The organism is bacterium, assembly GCA_004299235.1.
GTDB lineage: Bacteria > Chloroflexota > Dormibacteria > Dormibacterales > Dormibacteraceae > SCQL01.
In genome coordinates this window covers 360,424-384,992 of the sequence record SCQL01000031.1, presented here as the reverse complement: position 1 = coordinate 384,992, position 24,569 = coordinate 360,424, and the positions used below count along the sequence as shown (strand labels likewise).

The following is a 24,569-nucleotide window of genomic DNA, read 5'->3' as shown; positions in this document are numbered from 1 at the left end:
GGTCGTACCTCACAACGGGATGTTGCCGTGCTTGCGCGCGGGTCGTTCGATCGTCTTGCGCAGGCAGAGCTGCAGGCCGCGGACCAGCTCGCGCCGGGTCTGGCTCGGCTCGATCACGTCGTCGATGTACCCGCGCTCTGCCGCGACGTATGGGTTGGCGAACCGGGCGGTGTACTCCGCCACCAGCTCCTTGCGCCGGGCGGCGGGATCTTCCGCCGCCGCCAGGTCGCGCTTGTAGATGATGTTCACGGCCGCCTCCGGCCCCATCACCGCGATCTCGGCCGTCGGCCAGGCCAGGTTGAGGTCTGCCCCCATCTGCTTGGGCGACATGACGCAGTACGCCCCGCCGTAGTCCTTGCGGGTGATGACCGTCAGCTTCGGCACCGTCGCCTCCGCGTACGCGTAAAGCAGCTTGGCGCCATGGCGGATGATCCCGCCGTGCTCCTGGTCGCGTCCGGGCAGATAGCCGGGCACGTCGACGAAGGAGACGATCGGGATGCCATACGCGTCGCAGAAGCGGATGAACCGCGCCGCCTTGACCGAGGCGTTGATGTCGATGGCGCCGGCCAGCACCTTGGGCTGGTTGCCGACGATGCCGACGACGTGGCCGCCGAGCCTGCCCAGCCCGACGACGATGTTGGGCGCGAAGAACGGCTGCACCTCGAAGAACTCGCGGCCGTCCAGGGTCCGCGACACCACCTCGCGCATGTCGTAAGGCTTGTTGGGGGACTCCGGGACGATCGTCTGCAGCTCGGGGTCCGCGCGCTCGAGGTCGTCGGTGGTCGGGACGAACGGCGGGCGTTCATTGTTCGAGGAGGGCAGGTAGGACAGCAGCTTGCGCACGCCCGCAGCGCATGCCTCCTCGGTGCGCGGCAGGAAGTGTGCGACGCCTGAGGTCGCGTTGTGGACGTCGCCGCCGCCCAGCTCGTCAAACGTCACGGCTTCGCCGGTGACGACCCGGATGACCTCCGGGCCGGTGATGAACATGTACCCCTGGCCGGCGACGATGAAGATGAAATCGGTGATCGCCGGCGAATAGACGGCTCCCCCGGTGCAGGGGCCGGCGATGACGCTGATCTGCGGGATGACCCCCGATGAGCGGACGTTGCGCAGGAAGATGTCGGCGTAGCCCGCGAGCGCCACGACGCCTTCCTGGATGCGCGCGCCACCTGAATCGTTGATGCCGATGATCGGGACGCGATTGCGCAGGGCGAGCTCCTGGACCTTGACGATCTTTTCGGCGGTGACCTCGCCCAGCGAACCGCCGAACACGGTTGCGTCATACGCGTAGATGGCGACCGGGCGGCGGTCGATCTCGCCGAACCCCGCGACCACCCCGTCACCTGGGATCCGCCGCTCTTCCATGTCGAATCCGTGCGCGCGGTGCGTCGCGAAAACGTCGAGCTCGACAAACGAGCCTCGGTCGAGCAGCATCTCGATGCGCTCGCGGGCGGTCGCCCTGCCGCTCGCGCGCCGCTTGTTGGCAGCCGCCGTTTCCGCGTGCAGCGCCTGGTAGCGGCGCTTGCGGTACTGGTTGATCTTCTGCTCGGAGACGGTGGTCGGCGACCGGACCGGCGCCTCGACCCCTTCGAGCGACGGCGTCGTGCGGCGAACCGGCGTGAGGGACTTTGGCTTACGAGCGGCCATACCGCATATCGTAGGCGCGTGCCCGAATACGGCCCTCCGCTCGACATCGATCGGACGGTGACGCTGCGTCAATTGCGAACGTTCAAAGCGGTCGCCGACCTCAACAGCTTCAGCCTCGCGGCGCAGGAGCTGCGCCTGAGCCAGCCGTCGGTCTCGTATCAGGTCAAGGAGCTGGAGGAGGCGCTTGGCTTACCGCTGCTGGATCGGCTGGGCAAGCGCGTGCGGCTGACCGAAGCAGGTTCCGTCCTCTACACCTACACGCGCCGCACGCTCGACGTCCTGGACGAGGCCGCGCTGGCGCTCGAAGAGATGCGGGGGATCAAGCGCGGCCATCTTCGGGTCGGCGCCAGCACGACCGTGGGCATCTACCTGCTGCCCGCCGCGCTCGGAGCATTCAAGAAGCTCCATCCGGGCATCGTCATATCGCTGGAGATCGGCACGCGCGCGCGCGTCCAGGAACAGGTGCTCCGCAGCGAGCTCGACCTCGCGGTCGTCGGCCCGGCGCTCAAAGACGCCGACCTGGCCATCCTGCCGTTCGTCAGCGACGAGCTGGCGGTGGTCGCGCCCGCCGGCCACCCGATTGCCGGCCGGCAGGGGCTCACGCTGAAGGACCTCGCGGACCAGCCGTTCGTCATGCGGGAGCCGGCGTCGGGCAGCCGCTGGTCGCTGGAGAAGGCGGCGCGCAAGGCGGGAGCCAAGCTGCAGGTGGCGATGGAGCTCGGATCCAACGGCGCCATCAAGCACGCCGTCGAGTCAGGCCTGGGACTCGCCGTCATCTCGCGATACGCATGCGCGCTCGAGCTGTCGAGCGGGCGCCTGGTCGAGCTGGACGTAAGCGGCTTTCCAATCCGCCGCGACTGGCACATCGTTCACCTCCGCCGCCGCCGCCTGCCGGCGTCGGTGCTGGCCTTCATCGAGTTCTTGAAGGACACGAGCTGGCTGTCGCGCGACGGCGCGCGCGGCCGCTTCCGCCCGCCCACGGATTGATCCGCAGATTTCGCCGAGCGGCCGCCGACCTGCTGTCGCGGCCGGCGCTTTACTGGACGATTGCGGCCGCGTTCTGGTTTCGGGTGGCGGTCCTGACCGTGCTCACGCCGCGGCGCCCGGACACGGAGACGATGTGGGAGGGCGCCCACGCGTACCTGACCGAACCCGGGCACATGTACGACGCGGCCGCCGCCTACCTGTCCCGGTTGCACATCATCGCCCCGCCCGGTGGGCTCGATGGGTTCGTGAGCCCGCCGCCCATGGCCGCCCTTGCGCTCCCGGTCGCGCTTTTGCCCAAGAGTATCGGGGTCCAGGCGTGGACGTTGATCGACGCCGCCGCGCTGCTGATCGCGCTCGCGCTCCTGTATCGGGTGCTCGCGACCCGACATCCGCTGGCCCGGCCGATGTTCTGGCTCGTGGCCGGGTACTTTCCACCTCTGTTCGCGGACGTCAGCGCAGGGCAGCGTGGCGGCGTGCTGCTGATCGGCGCGATGGCCTCGATCTGGCTCGAGTCACGCCGACCGGCCCTTGCCGGCGCCGTCGGCGGGCTGACGGCCGCGCTCAAGTACTACCCGGCGGCGATGGTCATCGGGCCGCGTCCGAGCCATCGCGTGCGATACGCCCTCGTGCTCGCTGCCGTGCTGCTGGTGGCGACCACAGCCAGCTTCATCCCGCTCGGTGTCGGTGGCGCCGCCTTTTACTACCAGCACGTGCTGGGGTCGTCGTTGGCTTCGCACAACCCCGACTGCGCTTACGACTCGGTGCGGACGCTGTTCACCCGGACCATCGGGGGCGAGCAGTACGCGCAGCCGTGGGGGACGGGATACGAGCTGGTGACCTCACCGCTGCGGCTGCCTGCGGTCGCGCTGTTCCTCTCCTATCTGAGCGCTGTCCTCTTTGCTTCCGGCGCGGCATGGGGAGCGTGGCGGAGCGGGTGGAATCCGGCCTACGGGATGTCGCTTGGCTTTGCGCTCGGAGCGCTCATCCCCAACGAGGTCTGGCCGTACCAGTGGCTGCCGATGTTGCCGCTGGTCCTGCTGCTGGTGGTACGCGGCATCGAGCGGCGCCGGTTCGGCACGCTCGCGCTCCTGGGCGTCTTGCTGCTGGGTTTCTACCGCCAGCCCTGCGAGCTCGTGTTCCCGAACCTCTGGACGGTGGCCGCCATCGGGGTCTTCGTTTTGGGGCTGTGGGAAAATCGCCTTTTCATCGCATCACGGGAGGGAACACATGGCGCTCGATGCTGAGGTCAGCTTTACCTGGGTGGGCCACGGGACCTGGAAAGCTCGCAGCGCCAGGCAGAAGGAGATCCTGATCGACCCCTGGGTCATGAACAACCCGGTGGCTCCGGAGAACCTAAAGAAGATCGACCGTTGCGACCTGATGCTCATCACGCACGGTCATTTCGACCATCTCCAGGACGCGCTCGAGATCGCCAGGGCGACCAAGCCCACGATCGTGACCAATTTCGAGATCGCATCGTGGCTTGGCTCCAAGGGCATCGAGGCGTCGAGCATCGTCGGCCTGAACCAGGGCGGCACGATCGCGGTCGACGGCGTCAAGGTGACGCTCGTCCACGCCGAGCACTCCAGCGGCATCTCCGACGGCGACAGGACGGTCTACGGCGGCCACGCGTGCGGGATCGTGATCGAGTTCGAGAACGGCTTCACCGTCTACTTCGCGGGCGACACCGACGTGTTCGGGGACATGGCCCTCATCGCCGAGCTGAACCAGTTCGACGTTGCCTTCCTGCCCATTGGCGACTTCTACACCATGGGGCCGAAACGGGCCGCCAAGGCGGTCTCCCTCCTAGGCGTGAAGACCGTCGTGCCCATGCACTTCGGCACGTTCCCGCCGCTGACGGGCCGCCCGAGCGATCTGCAGGCGCTGGTCGGGCCTGGCGTCAAGGTGCTGGACATCAAACCGGGCGACACGGTCTGAGGCGGGAGCCCGCGGCAGCGAGAAGGCGCCGACCGGCTGGCGGCCTGCTAGCGTGGTCGGATGAGGTTCCGCTACTCGCGGTGGGACGGCACTCAGAAGCTGGACGACCTCGACGCCGGGGATGTCCTGGACGCGCTTTCGGACGACCTCATGAACTACGGCGATCTGAACGCCGCGCTCCAGCGCCTGTTGCGCTGGGGGTCGCCGAACATGCCTGGGCTGGAGCAGCTCCTCAAGCAGCTGCGTGAAGCGCGTGAGCGCGAGCTGGGCCGGTACAACCTGGACTCGACGGTCGAGCAGCTGCGCGAGCAGGTGCAGGACGTCATCGACACCGAGAAGGGTGGAATCGAGCGCCGACTGAGCGAGTCGCGGTCACCTGAGGCCCAAAAGCTCATGGAGCGAATCGCGCGTCAGCGCCAGGAACAGCTGGAACGCCTGCCCGACGACCTCGGCGGTCGCGTCAAGGGGCTGCGCGATTACGAGTTCGTCGACGACGCGGCGCGGCAGAAGTTCGAAGAGCTGATGCAGAAGCTGCAGCAGCAGATGGTCGATCAGATGTTCCAGGGCCTGAAGGGCTCGATTCAGTCGATGCGGGGTCAGGACCTTTCCCGTGTACGCGAGATGGTCCGCGAGCTGAACAAGATGCTGGAGCAGCGGATGGAGGGTCGCACACCGGACTTCAACCGCTTCATGGAGCGCTTCGGCGACATGTTCCCGCCCGGCATCAACAGCCTGGACGAGCTGCTCGAGCACCTGCAGCGCCAGATGGCGCAGATGCACTCCCTCCTCCAGAGCCTGAGCCCGGAGGCGCGTGAAGAGCTCCGCCAGATGATGGACGCGCTCCTGCAGGACGACTCCCTCCGCCTGGAGCTCGCGAGGCTGTCGGGTTTCATGCAGGCGATGATGCCGCCCTCTGAGCTCAGCGAGCGGTATCCGTTCTTCGGCGAGGACCCGCTGAGCATGGGCGAGGCGATGGGGCTGATGGAGCGCCTCCAGCAGATGGATCGCCTCGAGTCACAGCTCGAGCGCGGAAGCTTCCGGCCGGACGACGTCGACCGCTCGCTGGCGCAGGAGCTCCTGGGCCACGAGGCCCGCCAGGCGCTCGACCAGCTGCGCAAGTTGACCGAGATGCTCGAAAAGGCGGGCTACGTCGAGCGCAAGGGCCGGCGGATGGAGCTGACCCCGCGCGGCATGAGGCGCATCGGCCAGTCGGCGCTGCGCGACATCTTCGACCAGCTCAAGAAGACTCGCATGGGCCAGCACCAGCTGTGGCGGGGTGGACTCGGCAACGATGCGTCGGATGAGCTCAAGGCCTACGAGTACGGCGACCCCTTCCTCCTTGACTTGAAGGAAACGCTCTTCAACTCCCTGGTCCGTGAAGGCCCGCGGGTGCCGGTTCGGATGGCGGCCAAGGATTTCATCGTTCACCGCACCGAGCACGTGACCCAGGCCTCGACCGTGCTCATGATCGACATGAGCCGGTCGATGTTCCTTCGCGGCTGTTTCCTCGCCGCCAAGAAGGTGGCCATCGCGCTCGACTCGCTGATACGCAGCCAGTACCCGAGGGATTCGCTCTACGTGGTTGGCTTCTCCAACTATGCGGTCGAGCTGAAGCCGCAGACGCTGCCGCAGCTGGCGCTCAACGACTACGTCTACGGGACCAACATGCAGCACGGGTTCCAGGTCGCACGCTCCCTGCTGGCGAAGCACCGAGGCAATCGCCAGATCATCATGATCACCGACGGCGAGCCCACGGCCCATCTCGAGGACAACGGCCGCGCCTACTTCGCCTACCCGCCGACCTTCAAGACCATCCAGCAGACGCTCCGCGAGGTGAGGCGCTGCACGCGCGATCGCATCGTCATCAACACCTTCATGCTCGAGCGCGGCCCCTATCTGACCGAGTTCATCAACCAGATGACCCGGATCAACAGGGGGCGGGCGTTCTTCGTCTCGCCCGACCGCCTGGGGGAGTACATCCTGGTCGACTACGTCAGCGGGAAGCAGCGCCGGCGCGCGAGCAGCCGCCGCTCGCGCATCGCGTAGCCGCGCCCGGCAGCCGTCCGGGCCGGTTCTCTATCCTTGTCGCGATGCCCGCCAGGGACAGGCCTGCGCCCGAACGTCGCAACCTCAGCCCCGCCGCCCTCTACGAGCACGCCATCCGGCGCGGCGAGGCGGCGATCGTTTCGACGGGGGCCCTGACCGCCGCCACCGGCAGACACACCGGCCGCTCGCCGAAGGACAAGTTCTTCGTCGAAGAAGCCACCAGCGAGGGCGCCATCTGGTGGCATGCCGGCAACGTACCCATCTCGCCGGCGAAGTTCGACGGCCTGCTGCGGCGCATGGACGAGTTCTGCGACACGCATGAGGTCTACACCCAGGACGTGTTCGCCTGCGCCGATTCCCAGCACCGCCTCCGCGTGCGAGTGATCACGGAGCTGGCATGGCACAGCCTGTTCGCCCGCAACCTCTTCATCCGCCCCACCGCCGACGAGCTCCTCGGTTTCGAGCCCGATTTCACGGTGATCTCGGCGCCATCGGTGAAGGCCGATCCCAAGGTTGACGGCGTGCACAGTGAGACTTTCATCCTCGTCGACCTGGGCCGCCGCATCGTGATCATCGGCGGCACCGAGTACGCGGGTGAGATCAAGAAGTCGATCTTCACCGCGCTCAACTACCTGCTCCCGGCGCAGGGCGTGTTGCCGATGCACTGCTCGGCCAACCTCGGCAGCGGGGGCTCCGACGTGGCTCTGTTCTTCGGGCTGAGCGGCACCGGCAAGACGACCCTTTCCGCCGACCCTTCGCGCCGGCTCATCGGCGACGACGAGCACGGCTGGAGCGATGCCGGCGTGTTCAACTTCGAGGGCGGCTGCTACGCGAAGACGATCCGAATCCGCGAGGAGTCGGAACCTGAGATCTACGCGGCGACCGAGAGCTTCGGCACCGTCCTCGAGAACGTCGTGTACGACCCCCGCACGCGCGTACCTGACTACGACTCGGCGGAGAAGACTGAGAACACGCGTGCCGCGTATCCGGTCGACCTGATCCCGAATGCGGTCCTGTCCGGGACCGGGAAGCATCCGAGCAACGTGATCTTCCTCTCGGCGGATGCGTACGGCGTGCTGCCGCCGGTCGCCCGCCTTGACGAGGACCAGATCCGCCACTACTTCCTGTCGGGTTACACGGCCAAGGTGGCGGGCACGGAGCGCGGCGTGATCGAGCCGGAGCCGATCTTCAGCACGTGCTTTGCATCGCCCTTCCTCGTCCTGCCGCCTGAGCGGTACGCGGACATGCTGATCGAGCGGGTCAAACGGCACCACGCCGAGGTCTGGATGCTCAATACCGGGTGGGTCGGCGGACCGTACGGGGTGGGACAGAGGATGTCGATCGCGCACACACGCGCCATCGTCCGCGCGGTGGTGCAGGGGAAGCTGCACGGCATCTCGACCCATGCCGACCCGGTGTTCGGGCTGCAGATCCCCGACCACGTGCCCGACGTGCCTCTCGGGGTGCTGGATCCACGCGGCGCCTGGCCCGACCCGGCGGACTACGACCGCCAGGCCGTGAAGCTGCGAGAGATGTTCGAGCAGAACATCCACACCATCGGCAAGAGCGCCTCGACCGCAGGCTAGTTGACATTGCGTGTAGCCATCGTTGGAAGCCGGCGCTTCTCAGAACCCGCGCGAGTCGGCGATTACGTCAGAACGCTGCCGCCTCGGGCTTCGATCATCACGGGGAGCGCCAGCGGCGTCGATGCCGCCGCCACCAAAGCGGGCCGCGACCAGGGCATCCCGGTGCAGGTGATGCCGGCATCGTTTGAGGAGCTGGCGGACGCCGGCAAGTCCGCGGCCCGGAACCAACGCCTGATCGACGCGTGTGACGTGCTCGTCGCGTTCTGGGATGGGAGCTCGAAGGGAACTCGCGCCACGGTGGAGCGAGCCCTGGACTCGGGCAAAGAGGTGCATGTCTTCATCGGTGTTCGAGCGCCCCATCACTAATATGGGGTGATGGCGGTTGCCATCGCCGTCCGCGCCAGGCTCTTCGCCCGGCTGCGCGAGCAGGCCGGAACCGAGAGCCAAACCGTCGAGCTCCCCGCCGGCTCAACCCTGGCTGACGTGTACCAAGCGCTGCGGCGCTCGCACCCTGCCCTCGAGCCCGATCGCGCCGCTGTTCGAGCCGCGCTCAACCAGGAGTTCGCGGACTGGAGCGCGGAGGTCGCGAACGGGGACGAGGTGGCGTTCATTCCGCCGGTGAGCGGAGGTGCGCATGGAGGCGTTCTCTTCGAGCTCACGAACCGTCCCCTCGACGCGCGCCGCATGGAGACGGCCGTCGCGCACAAGGGCGCGGGCGCGATCTGCACATTCACCGGCGTCGTGCGGGACAGCTCGCGCGGCCGCTCGGTGACTCACCTCGACTATGAGGCCTATGCCGAGATGGCGACGTCGCAGATGCGGCGCATCGGCGACGAGATCGCCGAGCGCTGGCCGCAGGCGCGGGTCGCGATGGCCCATCGCACCGGCCGCTTGGAGATCGGAGAGGCGTCGGTGGTCGTGTCGGTGTCGTGCCCGCACCGCGCCGAGGCCATCGCCGCGTGCCGGTGGGGCATCGACCGTCTCAAGGAGACGGTGCCGATCTGGAAGAAGGAGCATGCCGCCGACGGCACGTACTGGATCGAAGGGGACGAAGCCCAGCCGGCGGGTGATTAGTCCTTCACGCGGGCGACGGACAGGCCGTCTCGGATCGGGATGACGACGCTCTCCAGGCGCGGATGCCTCGACACCAGCGCGTTGTAGAAGGCGACGTTGCGCGCCTGCTGGCCCCTCGGCTGCAGCACCTCGCCTTGGCGCAGCGCGTTGTCGGCCATCAGGAGCGCTCCCGCGTCCAGCCGCTCGAGACACAGCTCGACGACCAGGCGTGTCACCTCCTCGGACGGGAATGAGTTCAAGAGGTCGATGAAGCACGCGTCAAACCTGGCGTTCAGCTTCTCCAGGCCGGCGACCACGTCCTGCTCGAGCACCAGGGCCTGCTTCCCCAGTCCGGCGTCGGCGAGGTTGGCACGCGCCCGCTCGGCTCGCCTGTGGTCCACCTCGAAGGTCGTCAGCGACCCGCCGCCGGCGCCGCGCAGCAGCCAGATGCCGCTGTAGCCGGTGGCCGTCCCGAGCTCGAGGATCCGCTTCGCGCCGGACAGCCTGACGAGCAGGCGCAGCAGTGCGCCCTCGTGCGCGTCGACGATGGGGATGTTCTCCCGATGGGCCTCGTCCTCCATGCGTGCGAGCACGGCGTCGCGCGGCGCCAGGAGGCCGTCCAGGTAGGCCTGCAGCTCTTCGGTGACCTGGACCGTCCTCATCGTGACGCCTGCTCCGGCAACAGGGCGCCGAGCAGTGGCTGCAGGGTGGTGATGTACGCGGCCAGGCGTTCCACGGCGGCTGCGAGCACGAAGTCGTCGAGCTCTGGGGCGGGTAGCGTTTCATAGAGTCGCGACCAGCCACGATCCCAGGGTTCCAGCTCGGCGCGGGGCAGCTGCGCTTTGATTTCGACCATGCGCGGCCGGAAGAAATCAAAGGCGGCTCGGTTCTGGTCGGCCGGCCCTTCGAAGTGAAGCCCGATCTCGAGTCTGCCCGCGCCGGTGTGGTGCCAGGCCTCGTAATGGAGCTCCGGATGGCCGTAGTGCACCTTGACGAGCCGGCCGCGTCCGCGGGCGGACTGGAAAGCGCGAAACGGCTGTGGCAAGGTGGATCTCAACTCCTTGCGCAACCCGGCGAAGAAGTCCCCTGAAGTCAGTACGAGGCCGCTTGCCAACGCCCGGAATATAGCCCTTCGAAGCCCTGGTAAAGTGCCTGCAGTGGCCTACATACCGACCGTCACGGAAAACGAGGGCGGCAACCGCGAGCGTACCTTCGACATCTACTCACGGCTCCTCAAGGACCGGATCATCCTCATCGGGCGGCCCATCGATGACGTCGTCGCCAACCTGGTCGTCGCCCAGCTCATCTATCTCTCGGCCGACGACCCCGAGAAGGAGATCCAGATTTACGTCAACTCGCCGGGAGGTGCCGTGAGCGCCGGTTTCGCGATCTACGACACGATGCAGTACGTCCAGTCGCCGATCTCCACGGTGTGCATCGGCCGCGCGGCGAGCTTCGGCACCGTGGTGCTCATGGCGGGCGCCAAGGGCCGCCGGTTCTCGCTGCCGAGCGCGACGATCCACATGCACCAACCGCTCATCGGCGGCCGGGGTCTACAGGGTCAGGCGAGCGACCTGGACATCCACGCTCGAGAGATCGTGCGCATCAAGGGCGTGCTGAACGAGCTCATCGCCAAGCACACCGGCCAGCCGCTTGAGCGCGTCGACCGGGATACCGACCGCGACTTCTTCCTCAACCCGCAGGAGGCGGTCGAGTATGGGTTGATCGACGGGATCATCGAGCAGACGCCGGTACCGGTGCTCGCCGCCACCAGCTGACGCCGGCGATCCGCAGGCACAGCCAACCCACCACCAGCACCCCGACGGCCGCCGGTGCCGGCGCCGGTGTGAGCGCCGCGATCGCCGCGCCGGCTGACAGCAGCAGCCAGTCCGCCCATCCGGCTTCGCCCCAGATCGCCATCGCCACCGCCACGAGCACGAAGTCGGTCGGCAGGGCGTGCGGCGCCACCAGGACACCGCCGGCGACCAGCACGGCGGCGGCGGGCCGGAATTCGGCGCGGCGATGGTTCGCGAGGGCCACGATCGCGACCAGCGTGGCGAGGGACAGCACCGCCACGGCGTAACCCCCAAAGGCGGGCAGCACGGTCCCGAAATGGGGAAGGTCGATCTCGCGGCTGCCCGGTCGCACCGGGCCGTTGAGCGCCGGCAGCCAGTCGAGCACCCACCGTGGGTTGAGGACGGCGGCGGCCGCGCACATCAGGGCTCCGGCCGCCGCCCAGCCCGCCAGGACTCTCCACCGCCGCGTCAGCAAAAGCGCGGCGCCGGCCGGCAGCACCAGCTGCGGCTTGACCAGGGTCAAGCCCAGGCACAGCCCGGCCAGGTAAGGGCGCGACCACAGGGCGATGGCGCCGCCGAAGCCGAGCGCGACCAGGCCGTCCACCTGGGCGTTGAGCAGCAACAGCGCCGTGGGCATGCCGGCAAACGCGGGCAGGATGGCCGACGGAGGTCTCGGCCGGACGGCGAGCAGGAGGCCGAGCGCAAAGCAGCCGAGCCCGAACAGGATCCACAGCCTGCCGCCCAGGTTCGTCCCGAGGAGTTCGAAAGGCACCGCGAAAAACGCGACCCAGGCCGGGGCGACGAAAGGAAGGATGCCGTGGATGCCGAGGCTGACCAGGGTCCGGCCGCCCGTGACTTCGAACTGGACGCGACGCTGCACGTCCAGGTCGTAGAGGTGCGCGGGATCGCTGACCAGCACCCGGGCGCCGGTGGCGAACGCGGGCCAGTCCGAGTTGATGACGTCGTTGCCGGTTTCGATGAGCGGGTAGATGACGAAGCCGACCGCCACCGCCAGCAGCGCCACCTTCCCCCGCCACCGCCAGGCGTTCATGCCGGAATCTCGAGACGAAGGCCGCGCGTGATCGGTGTGATGAGGGCGCCCTGCACGAGGAGCGAGAGCAGGACCACGCCGTAGGCGATCAGCGAGACGCGGCTGTCCACCCCGGTCACGCCTGCGACCGAAAGCGCCAGCGCCACAGAGAGCGCGCCGCGCAGCCCGGACCAGAAGGTGAGATGCCGCCACCGCCAGGGTATGGCCGGCGGCCGCAGGGCCGCCGCTCCGAGCAGCCCGTAAACCGGGATCGCGCGGGTGACGAGCATGATCACGAACGCCACGGCCACCATCCCGGCCACGGGCAGCAGCTTCCACGCCGGCAGCGCGGCCCCGACCAGGATGAAGAGCATCGCGTTGAGGACGAAAGCGAGCAGGTTCCAGAAACCGAGCAGCTGAGGGCCGTGCAGGCGGCCGATCGCCGAGCCGTATCGGGCCACCACGATGCCCGCGACGACGGCGGCGACGATCCCTGACGCGTGCATGACGTCGGCGACGAGGTAGCTGCCGTAGGCGATGACCAGCGTGGCCAGGATCTCCAGCGGCGCGTCCTCCGCGAATCGAAGGAGGGCGAGCCCCAGAAAGCCGGCGCCCAATCCCAGCGCCGTGCCGCCGACGGTGATCTCGAAAAAGCGCAGCGTCGCGTCGCCGGCCGATGGCGCGCCGCTGAGAATGGTGGCCAGCACGGCCGTGAAGACGGCGACCCCGGTGCCGTCGTTGAACAGGCTCTCACCCTCGAGGATGGCAGCCAGGCCGGCCGGCGCCTTGAGGCGGCGCAGCAACGTGATCACGGCAATCGGATCCGTGGCCGCGAGGATCGCCCCCAGCAGCATGCCGCTCGCCCAGCTCAACCCGAGGATGAGGTGAGTCAGGGCGCCGATCAGCAGCACGGTGAGGGCCACGCCGGCGCTGGCCAGGAGGCCGACCGAGACGAACTGCCGGCGCAGCTCGCCCAGGTCGAGCGTGAGCGCGGCTTCGAAGACCAGGCCCGGCACGAACGCCAGCAGGATCACGTCCGCGCCGACGCGCGGGAACCGCCCGCCGGGAAGCAGCCCGATCGCGATGCCGGCCGCCGCCAGCACCACCGGATAGGGCAGCAGCCGGGCGCGCCTCGAAACCAGGCCGAGGACGGTGGCGAGGGCTCCGACCAGGATCAGCAGGAGGAGGAATCGCTGCTGCGGTGTCATCGCTCAGATCTCGACGCGCATCCCGTCACGCGCGGCTTTGACCTCCGTCCCCAGTCTCTGCGTCAGGTCGGCGGCGAGCTCCCACGGATGGGCCCGCCAGACGGTCATCCCGAAGTGCGTGAGGATCGCCAGGCGCGGCTTGGCCTCACGGATGATGCGTTCGGCGTCCTCGAGGCACAGATGCGGCAGCTCGGGCCGGCACTGCATCAGGACGAGGTGGATCACCATCACCTCGGCCCTGTGCTGTTCGGCGATGCCGTCGTAGTAGGCGGAGTCGGTGACCCAACCGAGCTTGTCGCCGAAACGGAACCCATACGTCTCGGCCTGGTGGATGTGTCGCGGGCTCGTGGTGAAGGAGAGGCCGTTGACGGCGTACGAGCTTTCCGGCTGCAGGCGCACCACCTCCTGCGGAAACCGGCGGAGATAGTTGAGCACCACGGGGTCGTCGTCGAGGGCGTCGGACGGGCAGAAAAGCCGGCCGCGGCGGCGGAAGCCGCCCTCGGTCATCGCCTCGATCATCACGTTGACGTCGCCGGAGTGGTCGAGGTGACGGTGGCTGAGGACGATGGCGTCCAACTTGGTCAGGTCGACCTTGCGCTTCGCATACTGCACGATGGCCCCCGGCCCGGGGTCGAGGCTGATGCGCGCGTCCCCGTCTTCGACGTAAAGACCGCCGGACGCCGCGAGCTGCTTGGCGACCATGAACCGGGCGCCGGCCGTGCCCATGAAGGTGAGCTTCATGTCTCTGCGACCTCCGACAGCGAGACCTCGGTCTTCTCCCCGAAATAGCGGTCATACAGCTCGGCGACGCGCTCGAGCGTGTCGATCTCCTCCACCGGCTTGTCGTCGCGGATGCGGACGATGCGCGGAAAGCGAAGCGCATAGCCGCTCAGGTGGCGGCCCGAGTGCTGGATGGAATCGAATGCGACCTCGAGCACGACTTCGGGGCGCACCACGCGCGCTCGGCCGAGGTTTTCGATGGTGAGGGCGAGGAACCGCTCGGTCATGGTGGCGATCTCGGCGTCGGTGAGGCCGGTGTAAGCCTTGCCGACGTTGACGAGGCGGTCGGCGCCGGCGTCCTTGACCGCGAACGTGTAGTCGGAGAGAACCCCCTTGCGTTTGCCGTGTCCCCACTCGACCGCGGTCACGACCACGTCGAGTGTCGCCAGCGGCCGCTTCAGCTTCAGCCAGGCCAGCCCGCGGCGCCCCGGCGTGTAAGGGCTCAGCGGGTCCTTGACCATCAACCCTTCGTTGCCCCGCGCGCGAGTCTCGGCGAAGATCCGCTCGAGGTCTTCGGGGCCGGTCGCCTCCTCCACCCTGGCCAGGAGGAAGGGATGCTCAACCCCCAAGCTCTCGAGCAGCTTGCGGCGCCGGTCGAGCGGCTCGTCCAGCAGTGAGCGGCCGTCGAGCCACAGCAGGTCGAAGATCACCAGCGCCACAGGCACCTCGCGCCTCAGCTCGGCCGCCACCTGCTTGCGGCCCAGGCGGTGCTGGAGCTCGAAGAAGCGCAGCACACGACCGGCGCGGTGTGCCAGCACCTCGCCGTCGAGGAGGACGTCGTGGCCGATGCTCTGAGCCTTCTCCGCCAGCTCCGGGAACGCGGTGGTCGTCTCCTTCAGGTCACGCGAGAAGAGCTCGACCCGAGCGCCCTGGCGATGGAGCTGGCAGCGGACGCCGTCGTACTTCTCCTCCGTCCAAACCCTGTCCGCGCCCATCCGGTCGAAGGCCTCGGCGGCGGTCTCGACGGGGCTGGCGAGCATGAAGCGCACCGGCTGGAACAGGGTGACCGCGGTGGTATCGAGCGTTCCAAGCTTGCACCGCACCGCCGTCTCGCCGATGTCGCCGGTGATGAGATGGACGCGCTTGACCTGCGTGATCGGGACCGCGAACGCTTCGGCGACCGCGGCCTCCACCAGGCCCTCGCTCAAGCCGATGCGCAGCTCGCCCGCGATGATCTTGATCAGGAACCTCGCCGCCTCCGGATCGAGCCGTCGAACGAGGTGCTCGAGAGGCGCGGTTTTCGCCCCCCCGCGCGCGGTCCGGATCGATTCGAGCGTTCCCGCCACCTCCTCCAGCGACACGTGAACCGGCTGAGTCCGGCCGGTGAGCGCCTCGCCCGCCCAGTCACCGAGGTCGGAGTGCTTTTGAAACAGCAAGTCGAGCTCCTCGGGCGCTCGGCCCGAAATCCTCGACACCACCTTGCTCACGGCCGACCAGCCGAGTCCGAGCGTGCGTCGCTGGGATGGGCTGAAAGCACGCCCGGTCAGGAACACCGCGGCCCGTCGGAGGTCGTCGGGGTCGAGGGTTCGCAGGTAGGCGGCGAGGAGGCGTGTCTTCTCGAGCGTGGCGGAGGTGGCTCCGACCGCCGCGGCGGCTCGCGCGAAATCAAGCATGTCCGAGCACGGTGGCCTATCGTAATTCTCGATGCGTCGCTGTCCGTTTCTCGAGGAATACCTGAAGGAACGGCGCTCGGTGCTGCGCATCTATCGATTCGACTGTCATGTCGACCGGCGCTCGAAGCGCAAGTACGCGTTGAGCGACAGCCCGCCCATCTGCGTCCGCAACTTCGAAGACTGCCCCCTGTACCGGTCCGAGAAGCGGCGTGAGGACCAATCGATCACGCGCTACACGGATTGAACTGCTCCGTCTGCGGGGCGCCAACTCTACCGCTCGAGGGCGCCTGCGTCTTCTGCCACGTGCCCACGAGTGAAGAGCGGGATTCGACCGAGCTGCTCGACTACCTCGTCGAGCGGGTCCCGATCGCCAAGGTCAAGCGCGGTCATCTCAACCGCGGCCCGATCACCGAGGTGATGATCGAAGCCGCAGGCAGGAGCTTTCGCGCCAGGGTCAAGAGCGAAGGGTTGGAACTGGTGCCTCCGGTCGACCTGACCGCATGGGTCGACCTGCTGCTGACCGGGCTCAGCGACGCGGCGGCGGTCGACGCCGACCTGCGCCGGGCGGTCCTGCGCTCCGGTTGGGCTTTGCGCTGAGTCTCCGGCCCCTAGAGCGCGAGAGCCAGCTGTTCAGTCGCCTCGAGGGCTGAGGCCCGGATGCCGCGCTTGCGCAGGTGACGCGCGAGGTCCTCGGTGTAGCCGTGCACCGTGTAGACCTGGTCGGCGCCTGAACGCTCGACGACCTCCATCAGCTCATCGAAGTCGCAGTGGTCGGACAAATCGAAGGTGGCGTCCGCGCCGAAGAGGCGGGCGAACTCGGCGTCCTTCGCCCATCCGGACACCAGCGCCGTCCGGTAGCGATCGAGCCTGCGGACCTCGTCTTTGCCCGCGGGCGGTGCGATCACCACACGCCCGGGCTCGGCCTGCCCATCCAGCTCCACCCATTGGGGCAGCGGCCGCCCGGCCGTCGCGTACTCGCGCGCATACGGCGCGCATCGCTTCTCCAGCGCGAACGTGAAGCCATAAGGCGACAGCGCGAGCATGACCTCCTCGGCCTTGCCGAGCGCGTGGCACAGCAGCACCGGCGTCACGCGGCTGTCGATCGCTCGGCGGCACCATCGCGCCATGGCTTCGACAGTCGAGTCCGGGTCGCCAAAGCGGAAGTGCGGCCGCCCGTACGTGCTCTCGAGCACCAGCACGTCCGTCCTGGGCACGAAAGTGGGCGCGTCCCCGCCCGGCTGGCGCAGCTTGATGTCGCCCGTGTACAGCAGGCTCGTCCCGGCGTGCTCGAAGCAAAGCTGTGCCGATCCGAGCATGTGGCCCGCCGGGTAAAGCGTGACGGTGGCCTGTCCGCGCCGCATCGGCTCCCGGTAGCCGAGCATCCGCCACCCGCGCGGCCGGCGGGCTTCGGGGATCAGGGCCAGCGTCTGGGGTGTCAGCAGCGCCTCTTTGTGCCGGCGTGCGTGGTCGGTGTGGGCGTGCGAGATGAAGGCGAACGTGCGCACCACCAGCGGATCGAGCCACAGCCGGTGTCCGGGGAGCGAGACGCCCCGATCCCAAACCACCTCGCGGGTCATCGGATCGCGTCCAAACGCACCCGATCCTGGGCCGAGAAGAGGTGAGGCGGGACATCCAATCCCAGCGCGGCGTAGGCCTCGAACGGAACGCCGATATCCGCCACCCAGACCTCGCCCGCGAGTCCGGGGCCGTCTCCCTTGAGTAGGCCGGGTTTGGGCAGCCCGAGCGTGACCGTCGTCGAAGCCTTCACAGTTGGAGCGTAGGCGACGCCGGAGTCGGCGTCGAGCCCCGACGGCAGGTCGACCGCAAGCACCGGCAGACCCGATGCGTTGATCGCCTCGATGCAGGCGGCAAAACGGCCTTCCGGCGGCCGGGAGAGCCCGGTCCCGAAGATGGCGTCGACGACCATCTCAGCGCCATCGAGCCGGAGCTCGCCGGAGACGGCGACCCCGATCCTGCGCAGGCTTTCGAGCTCCCGGCCGGCGGCCTCGCGCAACCGGCCCGTATCGACGCAGCAGACGCTCGCGAGCCTGCCCCAGCGGTGCAGGTGACGGGCGGCCGCCAGGCCGTCACCGGCGTTGTTGCCGACGCCGCAGACGACGGCCGCCGGCACCGGGCAAGACCGCGCGACCTGCCAGCCGGCCGCCTCCATCAACCAGTCGACCGAGATGCCGAAGCGCTCCCACGCGAGCGCGTCGACCTCCTTGACTTGCCGGCTACTGAGCGCCGGAAGGCCGCTGGACGACAAACGAGCAGTAGGGGTCGTGACGGTGGATGGAGTCCGACTGCGAGACCGCTGTGCCCAGCAGCTGCGACATGAGGTGGGGCGTGATGGCGCAGACCTGGGGGAACTTGAGCGCGGTGTTGCGGAAGGGGCAGTTGTGAATCATCACCTTAACTCCTTCCGCAGTCTCGGTCTGCTCGGCGAGCGTCCCGGCCCGCCCGATCCACGCCACCACCCGGCGCAGCTTCTCGTCAAATTCGAGGCCGTGGAGGTCGGGCGCGATTGCGGCCGCGTGCCGGGTGGCGACGCGCTCGAAGACCTCGTCGAGGGCCGCTGGGCCGCCCATCTCCTGGACCTCCTGCAGCACCATGGTCGCGAGCTGGCCGTAGCGCTTGGGAAAGACCGAGTCGGCGCGCTCCGTCAGCGAGAAGAGGAGGGCCGGCCGCCCGCGGCGGCTCCGCTCGGGGTGGCTGACGACGAAACCGTCTCGCTCGAGGTTGGTCAGGTGCTGGCGCACCGCGTTGGGCGTCACGCCAAGGTCCGCGGCCATGGTCTCGGCGCTACAGCGGCCCCTGCGCCGGAGCAGCTCCAGGACTTCCATGCGGGTCGAATGGCCGGCGATCATGTTGGGCTCATCCGCTCGCTGGCGCGCCATGCTACCACACCCTTGGGCATTTATTACATATGGTCCTTGACAAAAGGCTGTGAGGCCTTAAAATGGCTGAGGAGAAAAGAACCGTGACCATGATCAAGCAGGCCAGCCGCGCCATCGAGCACATGACTGCACGCGAGCGTCGCGTCCAGCGGGCCAAGTATGCGCGGCGGAACAAGATGCACCACATCGACAAGCTCCTGAACGAGCTCGAGATGCTGAATCTCGCCGACCAGCGGCAGATGCCGCCGGTGCTCTCGGTCGCGATCAACAAGGTGATCGAGGACTCGCCGGAGGTCATCGTCCTGGCGCAGGCCAAGCCAGCCTCGGTGATGGAGGCGATGGACGCCCTCTACGAGATCCAGGACAGCCTGATGTTCAACCAGATCGAGGACGAGTAGAAGCCTTACCAGGCCGGATTCGAATACGATTCCGGCCTTTCCTTTGCCTAGATCTGGTTCCCGCTGCATGCTCCAACCAGATCGGTTTGTGGAACCTGGACCGCATGAGGTCGTGTAGTAACCAGATCGGTCTGTAACGGATCTCGTGACAACCAGATCGCTCTCAGGCGCCGCGCAGCCTCAATCCAGGTGCAGTTCGCGTAGTCGTCGGTCGACCTCCTCGAGGGCGGTGTCGAATGGCGGCAGCTGGTTTGGATCAATCCACGAGAGAAGGTTCTCGTCCCAAGCCTTCTCGATGGCGGCGATGTTATTGCGCCACAGTCCAGCGCGCCAACGACGGTATCGAGTAAGTGCGAGTTTGGCATCGACGGCTTTTCGTAGGTCTCCCGCGTCGAGATGCCAACCCGACTGAACCAGGTAGAACCTCAGGTCGAACAGATCCCGAGGTTGAGCCCGCTGGACTACGGTACGGATCTTCTCCGCGACCAGCTCCACTTGGGCCACGGCAGGCACCTCAAACGGCGACAGCCCGAATGCGGACACGTCGAAGAAGGCGTCGCGGACTGCAAAGATGAGGTCCTCGCGAACGCTGACCTCGAGTTTGGCCGAACCCGCATCGGTGATCGAGTCGAATCGAAAGTGGACGATCAGACCTCCAGGGGTGCGCTCCGGCTCCCCGTCCGGTCGCACGTTGAATGCACGACCAGCGCGCCGCAGGTCGCCGATCACCTGATCGGCCTCGAGCCGCTGCATGTGTCCGGTCGTGGCATCGATGTCAGCGGACGATCGTGGCGAATGGAGTTCGCCGGCCATCAGGATTCCGCCCTTGAGTGCGACGCCGTGGATAAAGCTCGATTTCTCGGTGGCGAGGCGCTCGAGGATGGCCAGCAAGACAAAGCACGCTTCTTCGTTCTGAAAGCGCCGCATCGCATTCACATCGCGGGCTGCGCGGGCGCGCCTGTAGTCGGCCGCGATCTGTTCTTGGTCGCGTGAGTCAGCCATACACGCGCCAACGCGTCGAGTACGGTCCACCGGTCCGATGACCGGGCCGTAGCCGGACGGCCCGCACCGGGCGGAGGCTCGCAAGCGAATCGGCCACCGGGCGGCCGGCATCCTCGAGCAGGTAACCCAAGCGTTGCGCGGCTGCCTTAGACCGGGCCGTTGCGGCGGATGCCGTGCGTTCAATCTCATCGACGGTGAATGTGGCCAACACCTCGGCGAGGAGGTCTCCATGCACCATCCAGGCGGGTTCTGTCAGGGCGTCGACCACGGCTTGATCGCGGGTTGCCACCCTGATCTTGAAGCCCTCAGTGGTGGTGTCGTAGGCATCTGAAGTTGTGAATCGATCCGCCCTCATCGTGACCGGTCGAACCACTGCTGGACCGGCGTCGATCGCGCGTCGGCTGTGAGTAAGCACGACCGCGATCTGTCGGATTGGCTGGTCGATAACCCCGTGAAAGGCAAGAGCCGCGTCGGTGGTCACGTAGTGCGGCTCGTCTGCAAACAGAGTGCTGGCTATTGCGATGGGCGGGGTCTCGCGCACCGGATCGATAAGGACATACAGTCCACGGCCGATCCGTCGGACTTTCCCGGCCTTAGCCAGTCGGCGCAAACATTCGTCGGCGGCGTAGCCCGGCGGTACGACCTCAGCTCGGGCCTTGCGCCATGTTGCGGAGCCCAGGTCGACGACGGCGATTCGCCGCGAAAGGTACCAGTCGGGAACTTCGGAGCATGCCATGGTGTCGTCTGTTCGCTGCTACCATACACTTTTGTAGGGTTCCGGGCAATGCACGACACCGCCGATTCATCCCCGGTGACCGGTCAGTCTTCGATGTCGAGCGGCTCCGTTGGCAGTGCGCCAACGTGTTCTGGCCGCGCGGCCTTAACCCTCAGTGGCGTGCAGCGTGCTCACAGTGACTGGGGGCCCGCTTTCTTCTTCTCGTCCAGGAACTCCTGGTAGCGGCGGTACGCTTCCTGCTTGCGGCTGTCGACGATCTTGGTGTAACCCTGCAGGGTGTTGAGGTTGGCGTGGCCCAGGACCTCCTGGACCAGGCGCACATCACCTCCAGTCACCTCGAGCAGGGTCGTGGCGGCAGTGTGTCGCGCCACGTGCGGCGACTTGAACGACCAGGCGCCGAGCTCGCGTCGAATGCGGCGCACGATGTAGCGCGCACCCGCCGCGGTCAGCCGCCGGCCGCCGTCGTCGGCCGCGGACCGGTCGAAGTTGACGAAAAGCGCCAGGCAAGCGTCGTCGCGCACCGCCAGGTAGCCCTCGAGCGCCGTCCGCGCGTCGGCGGTGAGATAGACCGCGCGCTGCTTGGCACCTTTGCCTGTGACCACCAGCCTGTTGCCAGAGCGCGGGAAGTCGGTGCGATCGAGCGCCAGCGCCTCGGAAATACGGCATCCGGTGCTGACCAGGAACTGGACCAGCGCGCGGTCGCGCTTCTCGTGCACGGTCTCGGTCGGCAGGGCCGCGAGCAGCCGTGCCAGCTCATCCGGGTCGATCGGCTTGGGCAGGCGCTGCTCGAGCTTGGGGAGCGTGATGCCGTTGGACAGGTCCCGCTCGATGAGTCCCTCCTTCGCGATCCAGCGCAACCACGAGCGGATGGCGACGAGCGCGCGAGCGCGTGACGCCGGGCTCTTCAACCGGCCCGCCAGGTGGCGCTGATAGGCGCGCAGGTCGTCGTGCCGAAGTTGGTCGAGCGAGAGCGAGTGTTCGTGGCCGGCCAGAAAACCGATCAGCTTTCGCAGCTCGGACCCGTAGGCCCGGACCGTGTTCGGGCTGCGGTTCGCTTCCAGTTGAAGCCAGCCGAGGTATTCAGTGGCGGCGGCCTGCAAATCGAGTGGCATGTCGAGGCCGACTGCATGTTGCCACAACGCCCTTGCCGGAGGTGCACGGCTTCGGTCCGGGCGCTGCTAGCCTTCTTTGATGGTTCGCAAATCCTTCGCCGGACTGGTCGTCGCCCTGATGCTCTTCGCCTGTGGCGGCAAGGGGTCGAACCCGGTCCAGGGGCCGACCCCCTCCAGCGTGTCCGTCCAGCCCGCCGACCTCCCCGCCGGGATACAGAAGTGCGACCTGTCGGGCGACATCGACACCTTCCTCAACAAGGCCAAGGCGAAAGATCCGAACACCTACACATCGACCAAGGGCGAATGGGATGCGGCCAGGAAAAACGGCGCCACCGCCGCCTACACCGCGTTCTACACGGACAGCGCCGCGCACTGTTCGACGATCGAGTCGAACAGCTCCGACATCAGCTCCGCGACCTACAAGCTCGTGGTCAACTTCGCCATCCAGTTCAAAGACGAGGCGACCGCGTCAAAGGGATTTACGAGCGAGTCGATATTCGGCTTCAGCGCGAGCTCGCTGAAGGGGGGAGGGGCGCCGGTGCTCGAAGGCACCCAGACCGGCCTGACCGCCAATTCGATCGTGCTCAGCATCGCCATCGCCACTCAGTCCTTCTACGTGGCGGTGTGGCAGAACAAGGCGTTCATGGTCATCCTGGCGATCCTCAACATCGATCCAGCGGCCTGCAAGAAGGCGGCCCTCGCGGAGAACAGCCGGATCAAGTAGCTATTCGGCCGAGATCCGACTCGGCCTAGAATTGCCGGGCCGATCGCAAACGCCCGCCACGTCCCACTCCGCACTCGGCGCCGGCGGGGCCCTTCGCCCCTGCTTCGCACAGCGCTAGCCGTGGCGCTCTTGGTCGCGCTCGCCATCGTGGCGGTACGCGTGATCGGCGTGACCCGGGCGGCGAGCGCGATCACCGCCAACCTCGGCTCATTGGGCGGCCTGACGCCGTCGCTGGCCGCCAGTCAGGTCCCGTTGAGCGGCCTTGAGTCGGGAGCATGCATCAGCTATCCACCGACTCATGGGAACTCCGTCAGGACGGTCTTCCTCGATGCGGGCCACGGCGGGCTCGACCCGGGTGTCGTCGGTGCGGCCGGAGGTCACCAGGTGTTGGAGAAGGATTCCGCGCTCGCCGTGGCCACGCGCCTGAGCACCCTTTTGCGTGCCGACGGCTATCGCGTGGTCATGGCGCGAACGCAGGATTCAAGCGTGATCAAGCTGTCGGCTTCCGACTCCGCGACCGGCGCCCTCACCGATGACGCCGAGCATCGGGATCTGCTGGCCCGGGCGGCTTGCGCCAACGCCGCCGGTGCGTCCGTTCTGCTGTCGATCCATTTCAACGGCTTTGACGACCCGTCGGTCGGCGGCACGGAGACGTTCTATGACGTTGCACGCCCCTTTGCCGCGGCCAACAAGCAGCTGGCCGCTGACCTGCAGTCGGCGCTGGTCGCTGAGCTGGGGACATCTGATCGCGGCGTGTGGACCGACGACCAGCTGGCGGCGCCCACGCTGACGAACGCCGGCAGCGCTTACGGCCATCTCATCGAGCTCGGTCCGACGGCCTCGGGCTGGGTCGACAACCCAAGCCAGATGCCCGGAGCGTTGGTCGAGCCCTTGTTCGTGACCAACCCGGCGGACGCCCAGCTGGCGGCCGACCCGGCCGGCCAGCAGCGGATCGCGGGGGCGTTGGCGTCCGGCCTCTTGAAGTACCTGAGCGCCGCCGGCTGAGCGGCGGGTGGTCACCTGCTCAGAGCCCGTCACGGGGTGGTGCGCCTGGCAAGAATCGAACTTGCTGCCTCTTGCTCCGCAGGCAAGCGCTCTATCCGGTGAGCTACAGGCGCGCGAGCGGTTCAGCGCAGCGCGCCACTCAGTTTAAGCGAGCATCGACGGCGGCCGTCGCGGTCTTGAATGCGGTCGCGTCGAGGTTGCTCACCGCCACCAGCGCGACAAAGACCGACCGGTGCCAGCAGGCCAGCCGAAGCGGTGCGTGATCGTAAGTCCACGAGCTGAGGCCGAGCCCGGTGACGGTGCCGCGGTTGAGTCCCGGCGGCAGCTCGCCACGGGCCGGTGGGACGAGGCCGAACACACCGGATTCCCAAGCGCGCTCGGCCTGCCCAGCGTCGGCGAAGACGGCGACAAAACTGGCCGCCGCCTTGATGTCGGGCGTCGCGGCGAGCTCGACATTGCAGGCGGAAGGGTTGGCGGCGAAAAGCGAGATCGCCGCATCGAGCGCGCCCGCGGCGCGCAGGTGCAGCCACTGCACCTCCACCCTGGTGGCAAGAGGCGCATCGCCGGCCGCCAGGTTCGTCAGGTACACATCGATCGGCCCCGATCCCAGACAGGCGTTGAGGCCGGTGGGTACGTCGCCTGGTTGAAGGCTGGCGACCGACGGGGATGTGTGAGGCGTCGGGCTCGGACTTGGGGTGGGCACTGGCTGCGCGGCGGCCTCGCAGGCGACGAGGAGCGCGCTCAGGACGATGATGGAGGTCAGCCGGGTCACGGCGGCCCGCAGTTTAGACTGCTGGAGACATCACGCGCCTGTAGCTCACCGGATAGAGCGTTCGGCTCCGGACCGAAAGGCAGCAGGTTCAATTCCTGCCAGGCGCACCACTCTTGACAGAACGCGAACCTTTTGGGTGGGCACGATGAACGACGGCTGGATCGAGTGCCGGCCCTCTACCCGTGTCGGCCCGACAAGGACTGAGGTGACAGCCTCATGGTCCTCTCTGGTTCCCGACG

The 24,569-nt window shown here is 67.6% G+C and carries 26 protein-coding genes and 2 tRNA genes; 13 read left to right on the top strand and 15 right to left on the bottom strand.

Going from position 1 to position 24,569, the window contains the following annotated elements:
* Positions 1-9: 9 nt before the first annotated feature.
* Positions 10-1,647 (bottom strand): acyl-CoA carboxylase subunit beta, encoded by a 1,638-nt coding sequence (locus EPN29_12290; GenBank protein ID TAN31973.1) that lies wholly within the window; start codon positions 1,645-1,647, stop codon positions 10-12.
* Here EPN29_12290 and EPN29_12285 point away from each other — a divergent pair.
* Genes EPN29_12285 through moaD form a run of 7 tightly spaced genes read left to right on the top strand, consistent with a single transcriptional unit; the run spans position 1,501 to position 9,278 of the window.
* Entirely contained in the window at positions 1,501-2,634 is a 1,134-nt protein-coding gene (locus EPN29_12285; protein TAN31972.1) for a LysR family transcriptional regulator, read from the top strand. The genes EPN29_12290 and EPN29_12285 overlap by 147 nt on opposite strands.
* Positions 2,631-3,878, top strand: a complete 1,248-nt coding sequence (locus EPN29_12280; GenBank protein ID TAN31971.1) for a DUF2029 domain-containing protein — start codon at positions 2,631-2,633, stop codon at positions 3,876-3,878. The genes EPN29_12285 and EPN29_12280 overlap by 4 nt, the downstream gene beginning before the upstream one ends.
* Positions 3,862-4,572 carry a metal-dependent hydrolase gene (locus tag EPN29_12275; protein ID TAN31970.1) on the top strand — a complete coding sequence of 237 codons (711 nt, stop codon included), beginning with the start codon at positions 3,862-3,864 and terminating at the stop codon, positions 4,570-4,572. Before EPN29_12280 ends, EPN29_12275 begins: the two co-directional genes overlap by 17 nt.
* Before the next feature lie 60 nt (positions 4,573-4,632).
* Positions 4,633-6,618, top strand: a complete 1,986-nt coding sequence (locus EPN29_12270) for a VWA domain-containing protein (protein ID TAN31969.1) — start codon at positions 4,633-4,635, stop codon at positions 6,616-6,618.
* Positions 6,619-6,662: 44 nt separating this feature from the next.
* Entirely contained in the window at positions 6,663-8,204 is a 1,542-nt protein-coding gene (pckA, locus tag EPN29_12265) for a phosphoenolpyruvate carboxykinase (ATP) (protein ID TAN31968.1), read from the top strand.
* Positions 8,205-8,210: 6 nt separating this feature from the next.
* A complete protein-coding gene (locus EPN29_12260; GenBank protein TAN31967.1) occupies positions 8,211-8,570 on the top strand; it encodes a hypothetical protein in 360 nt (119 codons plus the stop codon).
* Between the two features lie 9 nt (positions 8,571-8,579).
* A complete protein-coding gene (gene moaD, locus EPN29_12255) occupies positions 8,580-9,278 on the top strand; it encodes a molybdopterin converting factor subunit 1 (protein ID TAN31966.1) in 699 nt (232 codons plus the stop codon).
* Here moaD and EPN29_12250 read toward each other — a convergent pair.
* Together EPN29_12250 and EPN29_12245 are read right to left on the bottom strand one after the other, a co-directional pair.
* Entirely contained in the window at positions 9,275-9,919 is a 645-nt protein-coding gene (locus EPN29_12250; protein ID TAN31965.1) for an O-methyltransferase, read from the bottom strand. The two genes, moaD and EPN29_12250, sit on opposite strands and share 4 nt — an antisense overlap.
* The gene (locus tag EPN29_12245) at positions 9,916-10,371 is read right to left on the bottom strand and encodes a hypothetical protein (GenBank protein ID TAN31964.1); all 456 of its coding nucleotides are present in this window, start codon (positions 10,369-10,371) and stop codon (positions 9,916-9,918) included. The genes EPN29_12250 and EPN29_12245 overlap by 4 nt, the downstream gene beginning before the upstream one ends.
* Before the next feature lie 34 nt (positions 10,372-10,405).
* On the opposite strand from EPN29_12245, the gene EPN29_12240 reads away from it, so the two are divergent.
* Positions 10,406-11,035: an ATP-dependent Clp protease proteolytic subunit gene (locus EPN29_12240; GenBank protein ID TAN31963.1), complete on the top strand. Its 630-nt coding sequence runs from the start codon at positions 10,406-10,408 to the stop codon at positions 11,033-11,035.
* Here the strand turns inward: EPN29_12240 and EPN29_12235 are convergent.
* From EPN29_12235 to EPN29_12220, 4 genes are read right to left on the bottom strand one after another with little or no spacing between them, the layout of a single operon-like run.
* Positions 10,992-12,104 (bottom strand): DUF2029 domain-containing protein, encoded by a 1,113-nt coding sequence (locus EPN29_12235; protein TAN31962.1) that lies wholly within the window; start codon positions 12,102-12,104, stop codon positions 10,992-10,994. The two genes, EPN29_12240 and EPN29_12235, sit on opposite strands and share 44 nt — an antisense overlap.
* Positions 12,101-13,291, bottom strand: a complete 1,191-nt coding sequence (locus tag EPN29_12230; GenBank protein TAN31961.1) for a sodium:proton antiporter — start codon at positions 13,289-13,291, stop codon at positions 12,101-12,103. The genes EPN29_12235 and EPN29_12230 overlap by 4 nt, the downstream gene beginning before the upstream one ends.
* A 3-nt stretch (positions 13,292-13,294) precedes the next feature.
* On the bottom strand, positions 13,295-14,032 hold the full coding sequence (locus EPN29_12225) for an MBL fold metallo-hydrolase (protein TAN31960.1): 738 nt from the start codon (positions 14,030-14,032) through the stop codon (positions 13,295-13,297).
* Positions 14,029-15,774 (bottom strand): ATP-dependent DNA ligase, encoded by a 1,746-nt coding sequence (locus EPN29_12220; GenBank protein TAN31959.1) that lies wholly within the window; start codon positions 15,772-15,774, stop codon positions 14,029-14,031. The genes EPN29_12225 and EPN29_12220 overlap by 4 nt, the downstream gene beginning before the upstream one ends.
* Before the next feature lie 150 nt (positions 15,775-15,924).
* Here EPN29_12220 and EPN29_12215 point away from each other — a divergent pair, with 150 nt between their 5' ends.
* Positions 15,925-16,281, top strand: coding sequence for a hypothetical protein (locus EPN29_12215; GenBank protein TAN31958.1), 357 nt, complete (start codon positions 15,925-15,927; stop codon positions 16,279-16,281).
* 11 nt (positions 16,282-16,292) lie between these two features.
* Here the strand turns inward: EPN29_12215 and EPN29_12210 are convergent, their stop codons facing one another.
* From EPN29_12210 to EPN29_12200, 3 genes are read right to left on the bottom strand one after another with little or no spacing between them, the layout of a single operon-like run.
* Positions 16,293-17,261, bottom strand: coding sequence for a hypothetical protein (locus tag EPN29_12210; protein ID TAN31957.1), 969 nt, complete (start codon positions 17,259-17,261; stop codon positions 16,293-16,295).
* Entirely contained in the window at positions 17,258-17,950 is a 693-nt protein-coding gene (locus EPN29_12205) for an NAD(P)H-hydrate epimerase (GenBank protein ID TAN31956.1), read from the bottom strand. The genes EPN29_12210 and EPN29_12205 overlap by 4 nt, the downstream gene beginning before the upstream one ends.
* Positions 17,919-18,581, bottom strand: coding sequence for a winged helix-turn-helix transcriptional regulator (locus tag EPN29_12200; GenBank protein ID TAN31955.1), 663 nt, complete (start codon positions 18,579-18,581; stop codon positions 17,919-17,921). The genes EPN29_12205 and EPN29_12200 overlap by 32 nt, the downstream gene beginning before the upstream one ends.
* A 62-nt stretch (positions 18,582-18,643) precedes the next feature.
* Here EPN29_12200 and EPN29_12195 point away from each other — a divergent pair, with 62 nt between their 5' ends.
* On the top strand, positions 18,644-18,979 hold the full coding sequence (locus EPN29_12195) for a hypothetical protein (protein TAN31954.1): 336 nt from the start codon (positions 18,644-18,646) through the stop codon (positions 18,977-18,979).
* A 180-nt stretch (positions 18,980-19,159) separates the two neighbouring features.
* Here EPN29_12195 and EPN29_12190 read toward each other — a convergent pair whose 3' ends face one another.
* From EPN29_12190 to EPN29_12180, 3 genes are all read right to left on the bottom strand, one after another.
* Positions 19,160-20,212 carry a hypothetical protein gene (locus EPN29_12190; protein ID TAN31953.1) on the bottom strand — a complete coding sequence of 351 codons (1,053 nt, stop codon included), beginning with the start codon at positions 20,210-20,212 and terminating at the stop codon, positions 19,160-19,162.
* The gene (locus tag EPN29_12185) at positions 19,974-20,717 is read right to left on the bottom strand and encodes a hypothetical protein (GenBank protein TAN31952.1); all 744 of its coding nucleotides are present in this window, start codon (positions 20,715-20,717) and stop codon (positions 19,974-19,976) included. Before EPN29_12185 ends, EPN29_12190 begins: the two co-directional genes overlap by 239 nt.
* Positions 20,718-20,887: 170 nt before the next feature.
* Complete coding sequence (locus tag EPN29_12180; GenBank protein ID TAN31951.1) at positions 20,888-21,829, bottom strand: hypothetical protein; 942 nt, start codon at positions 21,827-21,829, stop codon at positions 20,888-20,890.
* 79 nt (positions 21,830-21,908) lie between these two features.
* On the opposite strand from EPN29_12180, the gene EPN29_12175 reads away from it, so the two are divergent.
* Positions 21,909-22,553, top strand: coding sequence for a hypothetical protein (locus tag EPN29_12175; protein TAN31950.1), 645 nt, complete (start codon positions 21,909-21,911; stop codon positions 22,551-22,553).
* Between the two features lie 30 nt (positions 22,554-22,583).
* Positions 22,584-23,558 carry an N-acetylmuramoyl-L-alanine amidase gene (locus EPN29_12170; protein ID TAN31949.1) on the top strand — a complete coding sequence of 325 codons (975 nt, stop codon included), beginning with the start codon at positions 22,584-22,586 and terminating at the stop codon, positions 23,556-23,558.
* 37 nt (positions 23,559-23,595) lie between these two features.
* On the opposite strand, the gene EPN29_12165 is transcribed toward EPN29_12170, so the two are convergent.
* Both EPN29_12165 and EPN29_12160 read right to left on the bottom strand, forming a co-directional pair.
* Positions 23,596-23,671, bottom strand: a tRNA-Arg gene (locus EPN29_12165).
* A gap of 26 nt (positions 23,672-23,697) precedes the next feature.
* The gene (locus tag EPN29_12160; protein TAN31948.1) at positions 23,698-24,330 is read right to left on the bottom strand and encodes a hypothetical protein; all 633 of its coding nucleotides are present in this window, start codon (positions 24,328-24,330) and stop codon (positions 23,698-23,700) included.
* A gap of 34 nt (positions 24,331-24,364) precedes the next feature.
* On the opposite strand from EPN29_12160, the gene EPN29_12155 reads away from it, so the two are divergent.
* A tRNA-Arg gene (locus tag EPN29_12155) sits at positions 24,365-24,440 on the top strand.
* Positions 24,441-24,569: the final 129 nt, after the last annotated feature.